Annotated in this window: 16 protein-coding genes and 2 pseudogenes; 13 read left to right on the top strand and 5 right to left on the bottom strand. The window is 69.9% G+C overall.

The window, feature by feature from the left end:
* Positions 1–15 precede the first annotated feature (15 nt).
* Positions 16–465 (bottom strand): annotated as a pseudogene (locus tag OHA19_RS42555) (NAD-binding protein); the annotation flags it as partial.
* A gap of 22 nt (positions 466–487) precedes the next feature.
* Here OHA19_RS42555 and OHA19_RS42550 point away from each other — a divergent pair.
* Positions 488–676, top strand: a pseudogene (locus OHA19_RS42550) (AraC family transcriptional regulator); the annotation flags it as partial.
* Between the two features lie 394 nt (positions 677–1,070).
* Complete coding sequence (locus OHA19_RS42545; RefSeq protein ID WP_405753488.1) at positions 1,071–1,577, top strand: DUF2004 domain-containing protein; 507 nt, start codon at positions 1,071–1,073, stop codon at positions 1,575–1,577.
* A 5-nt stretch (positions 1,578–1,582) separates the two neighbouring features.
* Here OHA19_RS42545 and OHA19_RS42540 read toward each other — a convergent pair whose 3' ends face one another.
* Positions 1,583–1,840: a hypothetical protein gene (locus OHA19_RS42540; RefSeq protein ID WP_331754489.1), complete on the bottom strand. Its 258-nt coding sequence runs from the start codon at positions 1,838–1,840 to the stop codon at positions 1,583–1,585.
* Between the two features lie 408 nt (positions 1,841–2,248).
* Here OHA19_RS42540 and OHA19_RS42535 point away from each other — a divergent pair, with 408 nt between their 5' ends.
* A complete protein-coding gene (locus OHA19_RS42535; RefSeq protein ID WP_331749562.1) occupies positions 2,249–2,578 on the top strand; it encodes an aldo/keto reductase in 330 nt (109 codons plus the stop codon).
* Between the two features lie 296 nt (positions 2,579–2,874).
* Here OHA19_RS42535 and OHA19_RS42530 read toward each other — a convergent pair whose 3' ends face one another.
* A complete protein-coding gene (locus OHA19_RS42530; protein ID WP_405722509.1) occupies positions 2,875–3,633 on the bottom strand; it encodes a TetR/AcrR family transcriptional regulator in 759 nt (252 codons plus the stop codon).
* A gap of 130 nt (positions 3,634–3,763) precedes the next feature.
* On the opposite strand from OHA19_RS42530, the gene OHA19_RS42525 reads away from it, so the two are divergent.
* Positions 3,764–5,368, top strand: coding sequence for a CocE/NonD family hydrolase (locus OHA19_RS42525; protein WP_331750710.1), 1,605 nt, complete (start codon positions 3,764–3,766; stop codon positions 5,366–5,368).
* A gap of 196 nt (positions 5,369–5,564) precedes the next feature.
* Here the strand turns inward: OHA19_RS42525 and OHA19_RS42520 are convergent, their stop codons facing one another.
* Together OHA19_RS42520 and OHA19_RS42515 are read right to left on the bottom strand one after the other, a co-directional pair.
* Positions 5,565–6,419 carry an alkaline phosphatase family protein gene (locus OHA19_RS42520; protein ID WP_331749569.1) on the bottom strand — a complete coding sequence of 285 codons (855 nt, stop codon included), beginning with the start codon at positions 6,417–6,419 and terminating at the stop codon, positions 5,565–5,567.
* A 90-nt stretch (positions 6,420–6,509) separates the two neighbouring features.
* Complete coding sequence (locus OHA19_RS42515; protein ID WP_331754487.1) at positions 6,510–8,636, bottom strand: alpha-galactosidase; 2,127 nt, start codon at positions 8,634–8,636, stop codon at positions 6,510–6,512.
* Between the two features lie 178 nt (positions 8,637–8,814).
* Between OHA19_RS42515 and OHA19_RS42510 the strand changes: the two genes are divergently transcribed.
* The 9 genes from OHA19_RS42510 (at position 8,815) to OHA19_RS42470 (ending at position 19,579) form a co-directional block, all read left to right on the top strand.
* Positions 8,815–10,005 carry an ROK family protein gene (locus tag OHA19_RS42510; protein ID WP_405722513.1) on the top strand — a complete coding sequence of 397 codons (1,191 nt, stop codon included), beginning with the start codon at positions 8,815–8,817 and terminating at the stop codon, positions 10,003–10,005.
* Between the two features lie 116 nt (positions 10,006–10,121).
* Positions 10,122–11,405 carry an extracellular solute-binding protein gene (locus OHA19_RS42505; RefSeq protein WP_331749576.1) on the top strand — a complete coding sequence of 428 codons (1,284 nt, stop codon included), beginning with the start codon at positions 10,122–10,124 and terminating at the stop codon, positions 11,403–11,405.
* A 14-nt stretch (positions 11,406–11,419) separates the two neighbouring features.
* Complete coding sequence (locus tag OHA19_RS42500; RefSeq protein ID WP_331750712.1) at positions 11,420–12,406, top strand: sugar ABC transporter permease; 987 nt, start codon at positions 11,420–11,422, stop codon at positions 12,404–12,406.
* A gap of 7 nt (positions 12,407–12,413) precedes the next feature.
* Positions 12,414–13,259, top strand: coding sequence for a carbohydrate ABC transporter permease (locus tag OHA19_RS42495; RefSeq protein ID WP_331749579.1), 846 nt, complete (start codon positions 12,414–12,416; stop codon positions 13,257–13,259).
* Between the two features lie 101 nt (positions 13,260–13,360).
* Positions 13,361–15,304 carry a cellulase family glycosylhydrolase gene (locus OHA19_RS42490; protein ID WP_331749582.1) on the top strand — a complete coding sequence of 648 codons (1,944 nt, stop codon included), beginning with the start codon at positions 13,361–13,363 and terminating at the stop codon, positions 15,302–15,304.
* A 348-nt stretch (positions 15,305–15,652) separates the two neighbouring features.
* A complete protein-coding gene (locus OHA19_RS42485; RefSeq protein WP_331754485.1) occupies positions 15,653–17,407 on the top strand; it encodes a beta-galactosidase family protein in 1,755 nt (584 codons plus the stop codon).
* 91 nt (positions 17,408–17,498) lie between these two features.
* Positions 17,499–18,158 carry an HAD family phosphatase gene (locus OHA19_RS42480; RefSeq protein WP_331749586.1) on the top strand — a complete coding sequence of 220 codons (660 nt, stop codon included), beginning with the start codon at positions 17,499–17,501 and terminating at the stop codon, positions 18,156–18,158.
* A 330-nt stretch (positions 18,159–18,488) separates the two neighbouring features.
* Positions 18,489–19,193: a hypothetical protein gene (locus OHA19_RS42475; RefSeq protein WP_405722518.1), complete on the top strand. Its 705-nt coding sequence runs from the start codon at positions 18,489–18,491 to the stop codon at positions 19,191–19,193.
* On the top strand, positions 19,190–19,579 hold the full coding sequence (locus OHA19_RS42470) for a GntR family transcriptional regulator (protein WP_331749590.1): 390 nt from the start codon (positions 19,190–19,192) through the stop codon (positions 19,577–19,579). Before OHA19_RS42475 ends, OHA19_RS42470 begins: the two co-directional genes overlap by 4 nt.
* The last annotated feature ends 75 nt before the right edge of the window (positions 19,580–19,654 follow it).

Here is a 19,654-nt window from a genome sequence, read left to right as displayed (position 1 = left end):
AGTACAGCTCTGTGAAGAGTCGAAGTAGAACGCCGGGGTGCGGTCGAGCTCGTCCAGCCAGCGGTCCACGTGGGCGTGCATGCCGGCGAACGCACCGCGCAGCAGTTCCTTCTGCCGGGGCACGTCGCGGTGGTGGTGGTCGAGCTCGCGCTCGCTCCGGAACAGGAACAACGCCCGCGCGTCGCCGAGGTGCCGCGCGCCGTACATGCCGGCAGTGCGTCCGACGCCGACGTGGATGAGGAGCTCGCCGTCGAGGCCGGAGATGTTCGGCAGGGTCAGCACTCCGAGGTAGGCCCCGATGAAGGCGTTGAAGCGGGACTCCTCGTCGAAGACGAGGCGGCGCAGAACCGGCGCGCGCTCGACGACGGTGACGGAGAAGCCGTGCCTGGTGAGCCAGTAGGCCAGAACCGGACCGGCGACACCGGCGCCGGAGACGAGAATCCGCAGGGCACCCTTCGTTTTCATTCAGTCCACCTGTACGGCGTGCGACCAGTCGCAACTGCATCGGGACGTCATGGCGTTCACCGGGGCAACGCCCGCGACCGTGACCGGCGAGCCGTTTCTCGCCGTTGACGACATCGCATGGCCCGGCCGCGGCACAACCGACCTGCCTTACGTCGCCAGGGACCTCCGGCTCGGTCGCCGGCCACGTACTGGGAGAACCCGCTACCGATAGTGCGGAACGTCCGCTGGGTACGCCCTGCCACCGGGCCGTTGGCCGGCGGCATCGGCTGCACCGACACCCCCAGGCACCCGCACGCCGCGACGAACGGGGCGGAGACGAAAGCCGGCCCTGGTCGGCCGCCACCACCGCCTCCGGCGTGATCACGGGCCGCGCAGGTTGCGGCCTGCTCTTCGGCCCGTGTCCGTGTGGTGGCGAGGCGGTAGAAGTCAGGCAGGTGGGTCTGCGGCACGAAGGGCTTCCACCGGAGCCTTGCCCGAGGCCGCGCGGCCTCGGGCACTCCGTCGCCGGTATCGGGCGTCAGCTGTTGGTGTCAGAAGGCTCCGCTACGGTGAACTGATCTGCGGAGTTGCCCGCATTCAGCACGGCAAGAGAATGGTGATCTCTCGTGAAGGTCATGGAGCACGCCCACTTCGGGCGCGTGGAAACAAGTGCGCTGGACGGCACGGATGTCGTCTGGGAAAGCACTTCGCGGCTTGGTGACGATGAGGTCGAAGTCCAGCTGTGGGCCGGACCGTCCAGCGAGCCGGACACCGAAGAGCTGGATGCATTTGCAGCATGCCTTACCGACCTGTCGGCTCTCGACACAGCGGCTCGCACGGCGCTGCGAACGTACCTGCACGAGGATCGCTACTTCATCGAATACCACGTTGAGAATCTTGAAGACAGCGTGACGGTTGTTCGTCTTGTACGGGACGCAGCCGACGAACCGGTCGGAGCTGATTCCTTCGCCGCCGCCATGCGCCTGAGAAGCGTCGGCCTGTGGCTGGGCGGCCTGTCCGATGGCCCCCCTGTCATCTTGGACTACATGTTTGATCCTGATCTCAGTGATCAAATACTCGCCGTCAAGTTGACCCGCGACGGCACGGTGGTTTCCGTCGATTGGGAGAGCTGACGACTTCATCGCAGCAGATTCAGGTCGACAGCGGTCCCGTCCGACTCGCCCTTCATGCGGTAGGTCTTCAGGTCGCCGCTGAAGGTACAAGGCCCCAGGCGCACGTCGCATCGGTCCTTCGACGCAGAAAAGTCGCTCCAGGCGTACGTCTTCGTGTTGCCGTGGCTCTTGCCGTCGGGGGTGGTCACGACGACGGTGGCGGCGGGTTTGCGGTCGCTCTCGCCCGGTGCGGGCAGGAAACCGTCGTTGACCCGGGTGTGCATAGTCGGCGTCGGTGTGACCGTAGGCGTTCGACGTGAGGCCGTGCCCCGCCGCGGACGGACTGGTCCTGGCCGCGGCGGGCGTGGCCGGTGCCGCCTGGGTTTCGGTCTGCTGTGGTCCGGCGCAGGACGAAGCGGCTGCACCCGGCAGGGCGACAAGCAGGCCGACGCCTGCCGTACTCCGGAGAAATGCACGGCGGGACGGTCTGGAGTCGTCGTGGACCATAGGTTTCCTCCGCCGTGTGGTGGGATGCGCACGGTGCCGGTGCGGCGCTATGGCCCGCGCTCGCCCGGGCTTCCGGACGCCGGGCATGGTCGGACCGGCCGGCGTCCCGACGCCTGCGCCCCTCGGGGACGCCTGCCACCTGCGTTGCTTAGACACTCGGGCCAGACCCTGCGAGGGACCACCAGGTGGGCACCGATCAGGTGAGGGCGAACTTCATCGACACCGCCGACGGCCACGGGCCGCACAGCAACGAGGAGCTGAGTCGCGAGGCGCTCCACCCGTATCCGGGGGACCTGGTGATCGCCACCGAGGGCGGCTTCGTACGGGGCGGCCCCGACTACGGCGACCTGGGCGCGGTGGGCAACCGGAACCACCCGCGACAGGCCGCCCACATGAGTGCGCGACGGCTGGGCCTGGACCACATCGGCCTGTACTGCCTGCACACGCCGGCCACGACCGACGGCCTGCCGATCGCTGCTTCGGCTCGGTGCGGGCGGAGCTGCTACCCCGCCTGAGAGCTCGCTCCCATCCGGCCGGGCTGGCCGTCGGGGCGTTGCATGTAGACGACGAGTTCGCGGGCGGTGTCAGGGTTGTGTTCGTCGTCGGCCGGACCGTCCAGTGCCGCCAGGACTGACCACGAGCAGCCGCGCCGCCCTCCACTGTCACCGACCTCACCCTGAAAGCGTGGCAGGCCGGGAAGCGCCGTCACCGGGGCGTAAGTGCGAAGCCAGTCTTCGTCCGTGACACGTGACACGTGCCGCGGGCCGCGGGCCGCGGGCCGCGGGCGGGACGCGGCCACATGTGCGTGCGGTCAGTCAGCGGCGAGGCCGTCGATCAGGCGGCCCAGGAACCGGGCGAAGGTGGCTTCGGGAGTGAGAGGGCGTCCGGGGGCGGAAAGCGCTTCGGCGAGTTCCGGGTGGCGGCCGTCGGAGGCGACGGCGGCGAAATAGCGGGCCTCGGCTGCGGCCCTGTCCTGGGATCGTGAGGCTGCGGCCTGCGTGATTTCGTGGGCGACGTACCCGGCCACGAATGCGGTGAGCTGGGCGAAGACTTCCAGCTTCGCCGCGCCGTCCAGCTCGGAAGGCCGCAGGACGGCGAGCGCGTGTTCCAGGAAGGCCAGCGTGTTGGGGCCCGGAACGCGGCGGGTGGACAAGGCGGAGGGCAGCCACGGGTGTCGCAGCATGTGGGTGCGCTGCATGTGGGCGATGGTCTTCAGATCGGCACGCCAGTCGCCACTGGGAGGGTCCGTGACCGTCAGTTCGCCGCTGACGTGGTCGACCATGAGTTCCAGCAGTGTCTCCTTGTCAGGGGCATAGCTGTAGAGCGACATGACGCCGGCTCCGACCTCGGCGGCCACCCGCCGCATGGTGACCGCTTCGAGTCCTTCCGTGTCCGCCAGGGTGACGGCTGCCACGGTGATCGCCTCCCGGCTGAAGGAGGGCCTGCGGCCCCTGCGGGGCTCGGTGGGACGCAGCCAGAGCTGTTCGGGGTCGACGCCCGCGGCGCCGGACTTTCCGTCATGGGGCACGTCTCGCGCTCCGGTTGTCGAGGTGGCTCTTGCGAAGGCCATCCAAGCATCGTCTATTCTCGTACATCGTACGGAATGAAGGAGCGGATCGATGCCATCACGCACGCCCGGCGCCGTAGCCGGACCGGCCTGGGTGCCACCAGCCGGAAAGCCGCCACTGTCCTCACGGATGATGAGGGCGACCTGGCGAGGTCTGCCGGCGAAACGGCACGAGGTCGGATGGGAGCCGGGGCTGGTGGTGCCGGCCGCCGATGGCAGCCCGTTGATCACCGACCACTACTTTCCGCGCACGGAGGGCGATTTCCCAACCCTCCTGGTCCGCTCACCTTATGGCCGAGGTCTGCCGTGGTCGCCCCAGTACGGCCTGCTCTTCGCGGAACAGGGCTTTCACGTGGTCCTGCAGAGCTGTCGCGGCACCGGCGGCTCGGGCGGCGTGTTCGACCTGTGGCGCAACGAGGCCGCCGACGGCCAGGCCACGGTGTCCTGGCTGCGCGAGCAACCCTGGTTCAGCGGGACACTGGGGACCGTCGGTCCCAGTTATCTGGGTTACGTGCAATGGGCTCTCGCTCTGGACCCGCCGCCGGAGCTCAAGGCAATGGTGGTGCAAGTAGGACTGCACGATCCCTACGCCCTGTTCCACGCGGACGGTGCACTGCGCCTGGAGAACGCTCTCGCCGTCGGCATGGGCATGACTTACCAGCACCAGGGCATGGCACCGTTCCTGAAGGCGGCACTGCGCCTGCAACGCCGCATGCGCGCCGTCGCCACCGCGCAGCCCCTGCGCGGGGCGTACGTGTCCGCCCTCGGGTGCGAACTGCCCTGGCTGGACGACGTGATGACACACCCGGACGCCAAGGACGCCTACTGGCGCGGCGCATCATTGGCGGAGCCGGCGGAGCGGCTCCGCGTGCCCACAGCTCTGATCACCGGATGGCACGACGCACTGGTCGACCAGACATTCGAGCAGTACAACCGGCTGCGTCAGGCCGACTGCGACACCGCCCTGCTCGTCGGCCCCTGGACCCACACCTCCGCCCTGCAGCAGGGGTGGCCCGAGGTGTTCGCCGAAAGCCTCGCCTGGCTGCGCGCCCACCTGTACACCGACCCGTCCAGCCTGCGCCCCACCGCGGTTCGCGTGCACGTCGGCGGCCAGAAGGCCTGGCGAGACCTCGACGACTGGCCGCCGGCCTCCGCTGCCACCTCGTGGTATCCCGCCCCGGGCGGACATCTCACCCAGCAGGTCTCCACGGACTCCGCACCACTGACGACGTTCCGCTACGACCCGGCCGACCCCACCCCGTCCCTCGGCGGCCCGCTGCTCTCCCGCACCGCCGGTCCCCAGGACAACGGCATCCTGGAGACCCGAGACGACGTCCTGACGTTCACCGGCCCTCCACTGACCGAGCCCGTGGACATCCTGGGCCCGGTCTCCGCCAGGCTGAGCATCTCTACGGACACCGGGCACGCCGACGTCTTCACCCGCTTGTGCGACGTGGACGCGCAAGGCCGCTCCGTCAACATCTGTGACGGGCTGGGCCGACTTCGGACGACTGGACATGCGCCCTCGCAGGTCACCGTGCCCATGAGCTCAACCGCCCATCGCTTCGACGTCGGTCACCGCATCCGCTGGCAGATCAGCGGAGGCGCCCATCCGCGCTACGCCCGCAATTCCGGCACCGGGGAGTCGCCATTGGATGCCATCACCTCCACACCGGTGTGCATCACGCTCCACACGGACTCTGCGCTGATGCTTCCCCGCAGCTCAGAGCTCACGTAACTTTGCGGCCCTCCGGGAAACGACTCGGCAGCCCCTTCGTGGGCAGTCGGTCCGAGAACAGCACCGCTTCCCTGCGATGCTCGCGGTCCAGGAACCCGACGGCACACGCTGCTGGGTCCGCGGCTGCATGATGCGTGTGATCGATCCCGAAGCCGACCCGTGCACCTGCCGGTGAACACACGGGTCGGCTTCGGGATCACGCGGTGAAGGCGGTGCCGTCCAGGGTCCAATGCGGATCGGGCGCAATGCCGAGGGCTGTGTAGACATGGGCGGCGACGTCGGCGTGGTGGAGGGACGACGGCGCCGTACCGGCGGTCAGGCCTGGACCGCACGCGGCGATCCAAGCCGTGCGCTCCTGTCGGCTGCGTCCCCCGTGGCCGCCTTCGTCACGGTGGCCGTGGTCCGTCACCACGATGACCGTCCACTGCTCCGCCGCGTGGCCGGGGCGCTCGCGTACGGCGGCGAGGAGTCGTCCCAGCCGTCGGTCCGCGGCCTCGATCGCCCGACGGTACTCCAGGTCGCAGCCGAGGAAGTGGGCGGTCTCGTCGACGGCGCCGAGGTAGACGAAGCCGGCGTGGAGCTCCTCGTCCAGGCCGAGGAGGTGTTCCGCCTCGGCGGTCACCCTCTCGTCCACCTCTTCCCAGGCCTCGGGGGTGTCCTCGCGGGGAGCGACGTAGCCGAGCCGGGTGGGGGCGACGAAGAGCGGGCCGCCCTGCTGCGCGAGGAAGAGCGGCGCCCACCCTCCGACGGCGAAGGTCCGCCGTCCGCAGTCGGAGGCGAGGCGGGTCGTGAAGTCGGGGAAGACGTCGAGCCGGTTGCCGTCGAGGCGGTTGGCCCATACCCCGTGCTTGGCGACGCCGACGCCCGTGACGATGGTGGTCCAGCACGGGCCCGACATCGTGGGTGTCGCCGCGTCCACCTCGACGGGCGCCAGGAAGCCGGCACGGGCGATTCCGTCGAGGTGGGGCGTGTCCAGTTCCGGGAGCAGGTCGAGGCGTACGCCGTCGACGCCGATCACCAGTACGCGGGCGGTGTCCGTGGCAGCGTTCATGGTCGGGTCCTGAGTGTCGGGGGCGGGAAGCGGAGAGGAGGGGGAAACGGCGAGGGCGGGAAGCGGGGCGCGTTGAGAACGGCTTGACGCTCAGGGACCGACGCGGCGGAGCCGGATCAGGCTGCTGGCGTAGTCGCCGGCGGGGAGTCGCGGGTCGATGCCGTGGCGCACCAGAACCGCTCCGCTGTGCACGCGGTCCAGCTCCGGGTCCAGGTAGTGCGCCTCGGGGTCGAGGGCCGGGAGCCGCACCGGGGCGGGGCGGTGGCCGAAGCGGGTCGTGGGGCGCCAGACGAGGACCGCGTGCTCGCTGTCGTCCGGTGCCGCGTAGTGGACGGCGGTCACGGGTCCGGCCGGGGTGACGCGGTGCTGGTGCCCCCGCTGGACGAGCGGGCGGATCAGCTTGTACTGGGCGACGAGTTCGGCGGTCTCCGCGAGTTCCTCCTCGGACCATGACGTGAGATCCCCGCCGAGCCCCAGCGCCCCGGCCATGGAGACATGGAAGCGGAAGCGCAGCGGAGTCCGTCGGCCGGTGGTGGGGTTGGGGCTGTCGGTGACCCACGCGGCCATGGCCTGGGAGGGGAGGAGCTGTCCGAAACCGTGCTGAATGGCGATCCGGTCGACCGGATCGGTGTTGTCCGAGGTCCAGGCCTGGTCGGTGCGGGCGAGTATGCCGAGGTCGACGCGCCCGCCACCGCCCGCGCACGCCTCGATGCGCAGACCGGGGTGTGCGGCGCGGAGCCGGTCCATGATGCGGTGGACGGCCCGCGTGTGGTCGATCCAGAGGCGGTCGGGGTCGGGGTGGCCGTCCCAGCCGGCCTCGGTGAACGCCCGGTTGGCGTCCCACTTGAACCAGTCGACGTCGTAGGTGCGGACGAGGTGGTCCAGGGTTTGCCACGCCCACTCCTCCACCTCGGGCCGGGCGAAGTTCAGCACCAGCTGGTTGCGCAGCTCCGTCGCGTCGAGCCGGGGGGAGTGGAGGACCCAGTCCGGATGAGACCGGTACAACTCGCTGTCGCGGTTGACCATTTCCGGTTCGACCCACAGTCCGAAGTCCATGCCCAGACGGTGCACCTCGTCGGCCAGCGGACGCAGTCCGCGGGGGAAGGCCTCCTGGCGGGGGGTCCAGTCGCCGAGCCCGGACCGGTCGTCGCGCCGGGTGCCGAACCAGCCGTCGTCCAGGACGAAGAGTTCGGCGCCGACGCGGGAGGCCAGCTGCGCCAGCTGGATCTGGCCGGCCTCGTCGACATCGAATCCGGTGGCCTCCCAGGAGTTGTAGAGCACCGGCCGGTCCCGGCCCGGCTCCGGCAGCACGTGTTCGCGTACGTAGTGGTGCCAGGTGCGACTGGCCGCGCCGAAGCCGTGGGGGGAGTAGAGGCCCGCGTACGTCGGTGTGCGAAGGGTCTCGCCGGGCCGCAGGGTCCAGCTGAGGCCCTCGTGACCGAAGCCGCCGGTCCAGGTGGTGCGGCCGACCGGGTCGCGGTGGATCGTGACGCGCCAGCTTCCGCTCCAGGCGAGCGCGGTGCTCCACACCTCGCCCTGCTCCTCGGTGGCGGTGCCGCAGTCCAGGGCCAGCCAGGGGCTCGCATGGTGTCCGGTGATTCCCCGACGGCTCGTCAGCACGGTCTCGGTGACGGGCAGTCGGTCGCGCTGGAGCTGGAACTCGCTGTTCCAGCCGCCGACCAGATGGCTGAGCCGGTAGTCGGGCAGCGGGGGTGCGGTCCAGGAGGCCGAGTCCAGCCGGTCGACGGTGACCGGGTCCGGCGGACCGTCCGCGGCCCCCGTGTGGGTCAGTTCCGTCCAGCGTTCGACGACGTCCGTGCCGGGCCGGACGCGGTAGCAGAGTTCGGCCCGCAGGGGGCGGTGCCGGTCATCGAGGAGCAGCCGGAGTTCCCCGCCGTCGACGCTGTGGCCGGCGAAGCGCCACTGGGCGCCGCGGGTTCCGTCGGCGAAGCGGACCTGGAGTCCGGCCGGTCCGAAGCGCGCTCCGGTCTGCGGCGCGAGTTCGTCGGGGGTGGCGTCGGCCTCGAAGCTGCTCTCGGCGGGGGAGACCACCTCGGGGAGCGCGGCGAGGGTGAAGGTTTCGAGCGGTGCGCCCCAATACAGGTGCCGGGGGCTGCCGTCGGCGCCGAGCCGCAGCGCGTACAGGCTGTTCGGCGTGCGCAGGACCGCGAGGCCGAGGTCGGGGTCGAAGGTGACGGGCGGGAGCGCGGCGAGCACGGATGGGTCCCCTGACGTGCGATAGATGAACAGGAGTGATTCCAGGGCGGAATGGCGTGCAGACGACGCAGTGTTCGAGCGTCCTGGAGGGGGGCACGGAGGCGGGCTTGAGCGTAGGACAACCCCAACTCGTAAATCAATACTGGAAGAAGTTATTTATTTGCTCTACGTTTCACCCGTGTTTCGACATCACTCGCAGCCCTTGGTCACCGCACCCGCCGAGACGGCGGTGCTCGCCCTGCTGCTTGCCGAGGGACCGCTCAGCAGAGTGGAACTGGCGCGGCGGACCGGGCTCTCCTCGACCGCCGTCACCAAGGCGGCCAGGCCCCTCATCGACGACGGCTACCTGTACGAACTGCCGCCGGAGCGCACCGCACCCGGTGCGGGCCGGCCGGTCAACCCGCTCGCGGTCGCTCCCGACCGGGAGTACTTCGTCGGGCTGAAGATCAGCGTCGACCAGCTCTTCGGCGCCGTCTGCGATCTGCGGGCCGGTGTCCGGGCCACGGCCGTCCGGCCGCTCGGTGAGTGCACCCCCGAGTCCGTCGCCGCCCTCGTCGCCGCCCTCGTCGACGAACTGCTTGACACCAAACCGGCTTTCCGGGACCGTACGCGTCACCTCGGCGTCGCGGTCAACGGGGACGTGGACCGCGACACCGGTCGGCTCCGCCAGTCGGGACTCCTCGGCTGGCGGGACGTACCGCTCGCCGAGCTGCTCACCGCTTCCACTGGTCTGTCGGTCACCGTTGAGAACGACGTCAGGGCCCTGACCGTCGCGGAGCACTGGTTCGGCGAAGGCATCGGCACCGGCAACTTCGCGCTGGTCACCATCGGCGCGGGCATCGGTTCCGCCCTCGTCGTCAACGGACGCCTCCTCCGGGGCGCCTTCGGCGTCGCGGGAGAAGTCGGACACATCTGCGTAGACCCGACCGGTCCGCGCTGCTGGTGCGGCGCACGCGGCTGTGTCGAGGCGATCGCCTCGACCGACGCGATTCTGGCGTCGGTCCGTGGCGACACCGGGAACGGGCACCTCACGTTCGACGAGGTCGTCTGCATGGCCCGGGACGGCCACCCCGCGGCTGGTGGGGCGTTCGCCCGGGCCGGAAACGCCATCGGGGTCGGCATCGCCGCACTGGTCAACCTCGTCGGTCCGGAACGGGTCGTCGTCAGCGGCGAAGGAGTCGACACCTACGACCTGCTCGGCCGTCACATCCAGGACGCCTACGCCGCACAGGTCTTCGGGGCGGCGTCCCGGTGTCCGCTGTCACTGCGCCCGCTCCCCTGGGAGGAGTGGGCCCGTGGTGGCGCGGCCGTGGCCATCCAGGCCCTCTTCCCGCAGTACGCGGCCACTCCGACGGCCGGCGCCGGCTGACCGGCCCCCAGCCGTCGCGTACCTGGCCGTCGCCCTCCTCTGCCGGCAAGCAATGACGAAGGCGTCGGCCAAGCAGCACATCAGCCCTGTGCACACCCTCACAAGAAGGATGGGACATGAGCACACGCCCAACCCAGCTTAGCCGACGCGGATTCCTCACGGGATCGCTGCTCATCGCCGCCGGAAGCGTCCTGGCGACGGCCTGCAGCACCGACCCCACCGGTGGCTCCGCCTCCGGGGCGAAGACCACTCTCAACGTCTGGTACCACGCCTACGGCGAGGCCGGCACCCAGCAGGCGGTGCTCCGCTACGCCAAAGCCTTCACCAAGGCCAACCCGGATATCGCCGTCAAGGTGACCTGGGTCCCCGGCGACTACTCGGGCAAGCTCAACGCGACCCTGCTGACCGACTCCGCCCCCGATGTCTTCGAGATCGGCGACTTCAACGAGAACTTCGCCCGACGGGGCCAGATAGCTCCGCTCGACGACGTGTACGGCAGCGCCAGGAGCGACTTCAACAAGAACGCCATCGAAGCGGTCACCGTCGACGGCAAGCTCTACGGCGTCAAGATGATCGACGACGTCATGGCGCTGTACTACCGCAAGAGCGCCCTGTCGAAGGCCGGGATCACCCCGCCCACGACCTTCGACGGCCTCGCCGACGCGGCGAAGGCCCTGACCACCAAGAAGAACAAGGGACTGTTCCTCGGCCAGGACGGCTTCGGTGAATCCACGGCCATCTCCGTCTTCTCCAACGGCGGCGACCTCGTGTCGCCCGACGGCAAGGTGGAGTTCGGATCGGCGAAGGCCCTCGAAGCGTTGACTGGCCTGAAGCGACTGCACGACGACAAATCGCTGCTGCTCGGGTTCACCACGGACTGGTGGGACCCCGCAGCCCTGAACCAGGGCGTCGTGCCGATGCAGTGGGGCGGTCTGTGGGCGATGCCCGCCATCACCTCCGCGCTCGGTGACGACTTCGGGGTGGTGCCGTGGCCCGCGTTCAAGGCCGGCGGGACTCCCGTCGTGCGCGTGGGAGGCTGGACCAGCTGCGTCAACGCCAAGGGCAAGAACGTGGCGGCGGCCAAGAAGTTCGTCCAGTGGCTGTGGGTCCAGCAGACCGACCTGCAGACGGACTTCGCCGAGAGCTACGGCTTCCACGTCCCGCCGCGCACATCCGTGGCGGCGTCCGCGAAGAAGCTCTCCGCCGGCGAGCCCAAGGAGACCGTGCGGCTCGCCCAGAAGTACGGGAAGCACTACCCGGGGACGTGGGACCTCGCCGTGAGCACGGCGTTCTCCGCGGCCGCGGTGAAGATCGCCAATGGACAGGGTGATCCGTCCGACCTCCTCGCGGGCGCGGTGAAGAAGGCCCAGAGCGAGATCGACAAGCAGCGCGGCCGATGAACCCGGTGACCGACATGACACAGAAGGCGGGGAGGGCCGTGGACGCCGGCCTGCCACCCGCAGGCCGGTCCCGCTCCGGCGACGTGCGCGCAAGCCGTCCGCGCGTGGGCCGGTCCGGCTGGACAGCGTTCGTGGTGCTGACCGCGCCGACCCTGATCGGGCTCGGCATCTTCAAGTACGTCGCGATCGGCTGGAGTTTCCTGCTCAGCCTCAGTGACGCGCGCGGCACCATAGCCCTCGGCAACTGGGTCGGACTGGAGAACTACCGGACGCTCCTTGCCGACCCGGCGTTCCGCGATTCCCTGGTCCAGATCCTGGTGTTCACCGCCTTCATCGTGCCGGTCACCTTCGCCGCCTCCCTCGGGCTCGCCCTGCTGGTGCACCGGATCGGCCGATTTCGCGGTCTGCTGCGCACCACCTTCCTCATCCCGGCGGCCGTCTCGTACGTCGCCGCGTCACTGTTGTGGAAGATGTCCCTGTTCAACGGCCTGCCGATGGGCATAGCCAACATGATCGGGGGATGGTTCGGCGCGGATCCCGTGGCCTGGCTGCAGTCCACGTCGCCGCCGTTCTACTGGGTCGCCCTCGTCACCCTGCGCCTCTGGCTCCAGGTCGGCTTCTACATGGTGCTCTTCCTCGCCGGTCTCCAGGCGATCCCCAAGGAGATCAACGAGGCCGCCGCACTCGACGGCGCCACCGGCTGGCGGCTCCTGACCAGGATCACCCTGCCGATGCTGCGGAACACCTCCGTCGCCGTGCTGATGCTGCTGTTCATCGCCGCGTTCCAGGCCTTCGACGAGTTCTACAACCTGTTCAACAGCGGGCTCTCCGGAACCGGCACCGCACCCGTACAGACCCCGCTGGTCCACCTCTACAACACGGCGATGGGCAGTCAGAACTACGGCCTCGGCTCCGCCGGAGCCTTCGTGCTCACCGCCGTCATCGTCGGAGTGACGCTGGTGCAGGGCCGGTTCACCGGCTTCGGCAGAAGCGGAGAGTGAGACGCGCATGATCACCCTGCCCGGACTGTCGCGAGCCTCGCGGCTCCTCGTACGCGGCCTGCTCATCGGCCTGCTGACCGCGGTCTTCCTGACACCCTTCTACCTGATGCTCCGCAACTCCCTCATGGACTCCCAGAGCCTGACCGCTCCGGAGTGGACGTGGTGGCCATCGAGCATGCACTTCGAGAACTTCACCGACCTGTTCGCCGACCCCACCGTCTCCATGGGCCGGGCCCTCGGCAACTCGCTGCTGATCGCCGGCATCACCGCGCCCGTCTCCACGCTCCTCGCCTCCGCCGCCGGCTACGCCCTCGCCCGGATCCCCGTCCCCGGACGCGGTGTCCTGCTCGCCCTGGTGGTGGCGACGCTGATGATCCCCGGCTCGGTCACCTTCGTGCCCACGTTCGTCGTCGTCGGCTCCATGGGAGGCGTCAACACGCTCTGGGGCATCATCGTGCCCGGTCTCTTCAATCCGTTCGCGGTCCTGCTGTTCCGCAACTTCTACCTGCAGTTCCCGACCGAGATCGAAGAGGCCGGACGGCTCGACGGCCTCGGCTGGCTCGGCCTGTACCGCCGGATCGCCCTGCCGAGCTCCGGAGCGATGCTGGCCTCGCTCGGCGCGCTGTCCTTCATCGACAGCTGGAACTCCTTCCTGTGGCCCCTGGTCATCGGCCAGGACCCGTCCGCCTGGACCGCGCAGATCGCGCTGTCCACCTTCCTCACCTCACAGACGATCAACCTTCCGGGGCTGTTCGCCGGTGCCGTCGTCACCATCACCCCCCTGGTCGTCATGTTCCTCGTCGCCCAGCGCTACATCGTCGAAGGCATCGCCACCAGCGGCCTCAAGGGCTGAACCAGGGCCCGAGGCCCACTGCTCGCGGCCCCGCCCCCGCCGCCCCACAGGTCCGCACCACGAGAACAGGCTCACCACCCATCCGTAAGTAAGGAGACACCGTGCCACCTCGCACACTGCTCCGACGCGCGACCTCGGCCCTGGCCGTACTGTCCGCGCTGCTCCTCGCTACCCCGGCTGCCGCCACCCCCCTCCAGCCCGCCGCGGCGGAGGCGGTGGCGCCCCCGGTCCCCCTGACCGGACCGCAACTCGCCGCGTCCTGGACGGCACCGCTCAGCACCCGGGGCCGCTGGATCGTCGACGCGGACGGCAACCGCTTCAAGCTGAAATCGGGTAACTGGGAAGGCGCCCAGGGCACCTGGAACGGCAGCGGGGACATCAACGACACCGCAAACCACGTCCACGGCATCAACGCCAACAACATGCCGCTCGGCCTCGACCGGGTCCCCATGGCCACGATCCTGGCCGACTTCCACCGCCTCGGCCTCAACAGCATCCGGCTGCCGTACTCCAACGCCCTCGTCCACAACACCACCCCCGTTCCGGACGCGGCCGTCGCGGCCAACCCGCAGCTGAAGGGGAAGACACCCCTCCAGGTCCTCGACGCGGCCGTCGCCGCACTCACCGCCGACGGCTTCGCGGTGATCCTCAACAACCACACCACCACGGCCCGCTTCTGCTGCGGCCTCGACGGCAATGAGCGCTGGAACAGCAGCCAGACCACCCAGCAGTGGGTGGACGACTGGCTGTTCCTGGTGAACCGCTACAAGGCGAACAAGCGCGTCGTCGGCGCAGACCTGCGCAACGAGGTCCGCCGCGACACCTGGGACAACCCCAACTGGGGCTGGTACGACGACCACGACCTCTACGCCGCGTACGAAGAGGCCGGCAACCGGATCCTCCAGGCCGACCCGGACATGCTCATCGTCATGGAGGGCATCAACTGGACCGGCATCCCACTCGACGGCGTGCCGCACGGCCGTCCCCAGCTGAAGCCGGTGGCCACCCTCTCCCACACCCTGATCCGGTCGGACAAGCTCGTGTACGCCGCCCACTTCTACGGCTACACCGGCCCCGCCAACACCGGGGCGGGCAGCGGCCCCGGCTCCACCAGCGACCCCCGGTACGAGGACTTCACGCCCGAGCAGCTCGCCCAGGTGGTCGACTCCGAGGCCGTCTTCGTCACGCGGGCCGGACAGCACTTCACCGCCCCGGTCTGGATCAGCGAGTTCGGTGCGGCCGGCCGTGGCTCGACCGACACCAAGGAACAGACCTGGCTGCACCGCTTCACCGACATCCTCGTCGCCAACGACACCGACTTCGCGATCTGGCCACTCGTCGGCTGGACCGACGCCTCCGGCGCCCAGATGGACAACTGGGCCCTGCTCGGATACGGCGCGAACGGCGTCCGCCAGGGCATCCAGGACGGCGGCGACTGGCGTGCCGACGACTGGAACCGCCTCGTCACCACGGGCAGGACCGGGCCCGTCGCACCGACCGCGCGCTGGAACATGCTCGACCTCGACCACGCCGACTACAACGTCTCCGCCACCATGTTGGCGAAGCCGGACTGGTCACCGGGCAACCGCAAGGCCAACTGCCCGGACAGCCAGCGACTGGTCGGCATCGGCCGCAGCGACAGCCGAGGACTGTGCACCGACGCCGGGCAGCCGGCCAAGGCGAGTAGCCCCTGGACCGTCGTGTCCGACGAGCGGTACGTCACCGGGGGCGACTGGGCGAGCGGCTACAACAAGCTTCAGTGCCCCGACCGCACCTTCGTGGTCGGCTACAGCGTGACGGCCAACGCCATGGCGGCCCTGCTGTGCGCGCCCGCCACCGCCTCCCTCCCCACCACCGGCCGCGCGCTCTGGTTCGACCGCGCCGACAACCGGCCCGCCACCGGCGGCTCGACCGCCAGTGACTGGGCACCGGGCCATTTCAAGGGCCAGTGCGGCGACAACGAGTACATCGCCGGTGTCGCCTACACCTGGAAGTGGAACCACGGCGGCGTCCCCGACGCCCTGCTGTGCCGCCCGCTGAGCTAGGGCCTCTCGTTTGGATCATGCCGGGCTCGCGTGCCCCGGTGCCGCACCTCGCCGCGTTGTCGTCGGTCACCGACGCTCCGCGTCGCCTCCCTCCTCCGCCTTGCGACGCACGGCACCGGACCCCGCTCCCTGATCCGGCCTGATCCAAACGAAAGACCCTGGGCCTGACGTCGGGCTGCCGTCTGCCGCCTTCCGGACGCCGACGGTTAGGCCGATACGCCGGTCAGACCGCGCTCGCGGCCTGACCGGCCCGTCACCCACCTCCCCACTTCCCCACCTCACTCACGTCACCCGCCCGGAACCCGACCGGTCCGGCGACCGGTCCGCCCCCGAGGAGCACCACCCGTCATGCCCCGCCTGGAGATCGTCGACGACGGCTTCCGCCTCGACGCCCGCCCGTTCCGGATCATCTCCGGCGCCCTGCACTACTTCCGCGTCCACCCGGATCAGTGGGCCGACCGACTCCGCAAGGCGCGGCTGCTGGGCCTCAACACCGTCGAGACGTACGTCCCCTGGAACGTGCACGCCCCCCGACGCGGGGAGTTCCACCTCGACGGAGGCCTCGACCTGCCCCGCTTCCTCGACACCGCCGCCGCCGAAGGACTCCATGTCCTGCTCAGGCCCGGTCCGTACATCTGCGCCGAGTGGGAAGGTGGCGGCCTGCCCTCCTGGCTGCTGGCCGAGGACGGCCTCGTTCCGCGCAGCCGCGCCCCTCGCTACCTGAGCGCCGTCGACGACTACCTCGGCGCCCTCCTGCCGCCCCTCCACCCCTACCTCAGCAGCAACGGCGGGCCGATCCTCGCCGTCCAGGTCGAGAACGAGTACGGCGCCCACGGCGACGACACCGCCTACCTTGCCGAACTCGCCGCCATGCTGCGCCGCCACGGCGTCGACGTCCCCCTCTTCACCTGCGACCAGCCCTCCGACCTCGCACGGGGAAGCCTCGACGGTGTCCTGGCCACCGCCAACTTCGGCGGCCGCACCGCCGCCGGGCTGGCCGCGCTGCGCGACCACCAGCCGCAGGGGCCGCTCATGTGCGGGGAGTTCTGGATCGGCTGGTTCGACCGCTGGGGCGGGATCCACACCCGTCGGGACCCGTCCGACGCCGCCGCGGAACTCGACGTCCTGCTCGCCGCCGGCGCCTCCGTCAACATCTACATGTTCCACGGCGGCACCAACTTCGGTTTCACCAACGGAGCCAACGACAAGGGCACCTACCGCCCCACCGTCACGTCCTACGACTACGACGCCCTCCTCGACGAGGCCGGGGACCCCACCCCCAAGTACGCCGCCTTCCGTGAGGTCATCGCCCGCCACGCACCCGTCCCCGCGGACCCCCTGCCCCCCGTCGCTCCCAAGGCGGCGTACGGACCGGTGGAACTCACCCACACGGCCGCCCTGCTGGAACAGGCCGACGCCCTCGGCGTCCCCACGACCGCCGACCGGCCGCTGACCATGGAGGAACTCGGCCGGTCCTTCGGATTCGTCCTCTACGAGACCGACCTGGCCACGCCCGGACCGGTGGTCCTGCACGCCGAGCAGGTCCACGACCGGGCCCAGGTCTTCGTCGACGGGCAACCGGTCGGCGTCCTGGAACGCGAGAACCACGAGCACGCCCTCGCCTTCACCGTGCCAAGACAGGGAGCCCGACTCACCGTACTGGTCGAGAACCAGGGGCGGGTGAACTACGGACCGGGGCTCCGCGACCGCAAGGGGCTGCTCGGCCGCACCACGATCAACGGGACGCCGCCCGCCGTCTGGCACAGCCGCGCCCTGCCCCTCGACTGCCTGGACGCCGTCGCCCACCGGCCCTTCGACCCCGCACGTCCGCCGGTGGGCCCGGCCTTCCACCGCGGAACACTCGCCGTGGACGAGCCGGCCGACACGTTCCTCCACCTCGACGGCTGGACCAAGGGCCTGGCCTGGATCAACGGCTTCCTCCTGGGCCGCTACTGGTCCCGGGGCCCCCAGGCCAGCCTGTACGTCCCCGCTCCCGTCCTCGTGCCCGGCGCCAACGAGGTAACCGTCCTCGAACTCCATGCCTCCGGCACGCGCCACGTCCACCTGCGCGACACACCGAGCCTCGGCGCCACCGAGGAATGACCAGCCCGGAGCGCGGCGCCCCCGCAGCGGCGACGCCGCGGCTCCGGACCCGGATCCATACCACCCGAGCACACCACCAGGGAGCCCCCCCTTGCACACCGAACTCCAGGCGGTCCTCTTCGACATGGACGGCACGCTTGTCGACACGGAGCGACTCTGGCTGCGGACGGTCGAAGAGGAGGCCCTCGGTCTGGGTCTCGCCCTGACGGACGCGGACCTGTCGTTCGTCCTCGGCCGCGCCGTCGAGGACTGCGCCGTGCACCTCGCCTCCCGTGCGCCGGGCCGCCCGGAGGCGTCCCGGCTCGGCGAGTCCCTCGAACGGCGCTTCACGGATCTCGTACGACGGAAGGTCGTCCCCCTTCCCGGGGCCGTGGAACTCCTGGCGGCGGTCCACGCCGCAGGCTTGCCCACGGCGCTGGTGTCGGCGTCACCGCGGCCGGTCGTGGACACTGTCCTCGACGCCCTCGGGCGGCACTGGTTCACGGTCTCGGTGGCGGCGGGCGAGACCCCGCGCACCAAGCCGTTCCCCGACCCCTACCAGGCGGCCCTGACCGCGCTCGGCACCTCCCCGGCCTCCTGCGTCGCCGTCGAGGACAGCCCGACCGGCGTCGCCTCCGCGGAGGCCGTCGGCTGCAGGGTGGTGGCCGTGCCCTCGCTCACCGCCATCACCCCCGCACCACATCGGACCGTCGTCCGCAGTCTGCTGGACGTGGACCTCGCCCTGCTCCGGCGACTGACCGCCGGGCCGTGAACGTCCCCTCGTCCCTGCGGCATCCGTGCCGGTGGGCGGGATGCCGGGGGTGGGAGACGGCCACCGTCCGGCCGATGGCATCCGTGTCCGTCACGTCGAACCGAACCGACCGGCTGTCAGCTCACCGGAACCACGCCCAGGTCGTGGAGCTGAGGCGGCTGCGGAAGCTGACCGCCGAACAGGCGAAACGAAGTGTATTACCCCCTTGACACACTTTAATCTGCCGGGCAGTGTGTCACATGGTTGATACACATCGTGGGAGGGAACGGGGTCGGCATGCCTGCTGCCACAGGAACGGAAAGAGCGTGGCGGGCGAGGCTCGACACTCCCGTGAGATGGGCCGGTGCGGCGACCGGCCTGACTGCCAACGCCCTGGTCTCCTTCAGCCCCGAGTCTGATGTGGATCTGCTGTACGGGTTCCCCGTATTCGGTCTGTGCGTCATGGGTGGCGTCTTCGCGGCAGATGTAGTCGCGCGCCCGCGTCCTGGCCCGCTACGAGTGGCCGAAGTGACACCGCGTCGGATCCGCGACTATCTGCCCCGATTCCTGACCGCTGCACTGGCCGCGCAGGCTGTTGTCCTGCTGGTCCTTCTGATCGTCGCAGCCACAACCGGCTCGGCGGACGCCGACGGTCGTTCAGGACGTGCTCTGTCCGTCGCGTGCCCGGCGGGCACCCAACTGCTCTCGCCCTGGCCGGGCCCCTACTACGCCTGGCCGGCCCTCGGCGGTCTCGCCCTCGGAACCGTCGCCTGCGCATTGCTTCTGCGCCGTGTCACGGCGCGGTGCGGGAGCGACGATCAACGCCGCACGAGCGTCCGGGCGGCGGTCGGCGCATGGGGAGTGCTGGTGACCGCCCCTCTTTTCGCTGTCTCCCTGACGATGGGCGTTGTGGTGCTGAGCATGTCCTGCGCGGGCGGGATGAAGGACGTGGCCCAGTGGGGGCTTGCCATCACGGCCCTGACCTCCGCACTGACCGCGTGTCACTGTCTGGGCGTCTTGTTGCTGCCGCAGGCCTACATCAAGGCTCGACCATGACGACAAATGGCATCAACATCAGCGTCAACCACGCCTCCCCTGTCCCGCCGTACGAGCAACTTCGCGCACAACTAGCCGATTTGATCTCCATCGGCCGGCTGGTTCAGGGGGACAGACTGCCGTCCGTGCGCCAGCTCGCCTCGGACCTCGGGCTGGCCAACAACACCGTTGTGCGGGCATACCGCGAACTGGAGACCGCGGGCCTGGTCAGCAGCCGCCGAGGTTCCGGTACCAAGGTCGTCGCCCCTGCGGCCACTACCGACATCAAGGCGAAACTCGCAGAACATGCAAGCAGTTACGCAGCTGCCGCCAGGCAGCTCAATGCCACCGACGAGGAAACCCTCGCAGCAATCCGGCACGCTCTCGCACGCCGCGAAACACCGTGACCTCAGAAAAGAACCACTCCGCGCCGTTGCCCCTGCCGCCTCTACCGGCGCATGCCGAGCTCGTCGAGGTCCGCT

It is taken from the genome of Streptomyces sp. NBC_00012 (assembly GCF_045040875.1).
Taxonomy (GTDB): domain Bacteria; phylum Actinomycetota; class Actinomycetes; order Streptomycetales; family Streptomycetaceae; genus Streptomyces.
The sequence above is the reverse complement of the archived record's forward strand: the minus strand, read 5'-3'. Positions and strand labels throughout refer to the sequence as shown.

Bases quoted from the DNA above. Each gene is read 5' to 3' on its own strand.
- OHA19_RS42540 (WP_331754489.1), bottom strand. From the start codon at position 1,840: ATGCACACCCGGGTCAACGACGGTTTCCTGCCCGCACCGGGCGAGAGC.
- OHA19_RS42530 (WP_405722509.1), bottom strand. From the start codon at position 3,633: ATGGCCTTCGCAAGAGCCACCTCGACAACCGGAGCGCGAGACGTGCCC.
- OHA19_RS42525 (WP_331750710.1), top strand. From the start codon at position 3,764: ATGAGGGCGACCTGGCGAGGTCTGCCGGCGAAACGGCACGAGGTCGGA.
- OHA19_RS42520 (WP_331749569.1), bottom strand. From the start codon at position 6,419: ATGAACGCTGCCACGGACACCGCCCGCGTACTGGTGATCGGCGTCGAC.
- OHA19_RS42505 (WP_331749576.1), top strand. From the start codon at position 10,122: ATGAGCACACGCCCAACCCAGCTTAGCCGACGCGGATTCCTCACGGGA.
- OHA19_RS42500 (WP_331750712.1), top strand. From the start codon at position 11,420: ATGACACAGAAGGCGGGGAGGGCCGTGGACGCCGGCCTGCCACCCGCA.
- OHA19_RS42495 (WP_331749579.1), top strand. From the start codon at position 12,414: ATGATCACCCTGCCCGGACTGTCGCGAGCCTCGCGGCTCCTCGTACGC.
- OHA19_RS42485 (WP_331754485.1), top strand. From the start codon at position 15,653: ATGCCCCGCCTGGAGATCGTCGACGACGGCTTCCGCCTCGACGCCCGC.
- OHA19_RS42470 (WP_331749590.1), top strand. From the start codon at position 19,190: ATGACGACAAATGGCATCAACATCAGCGTCAACCACGCCTCCCCTGTC.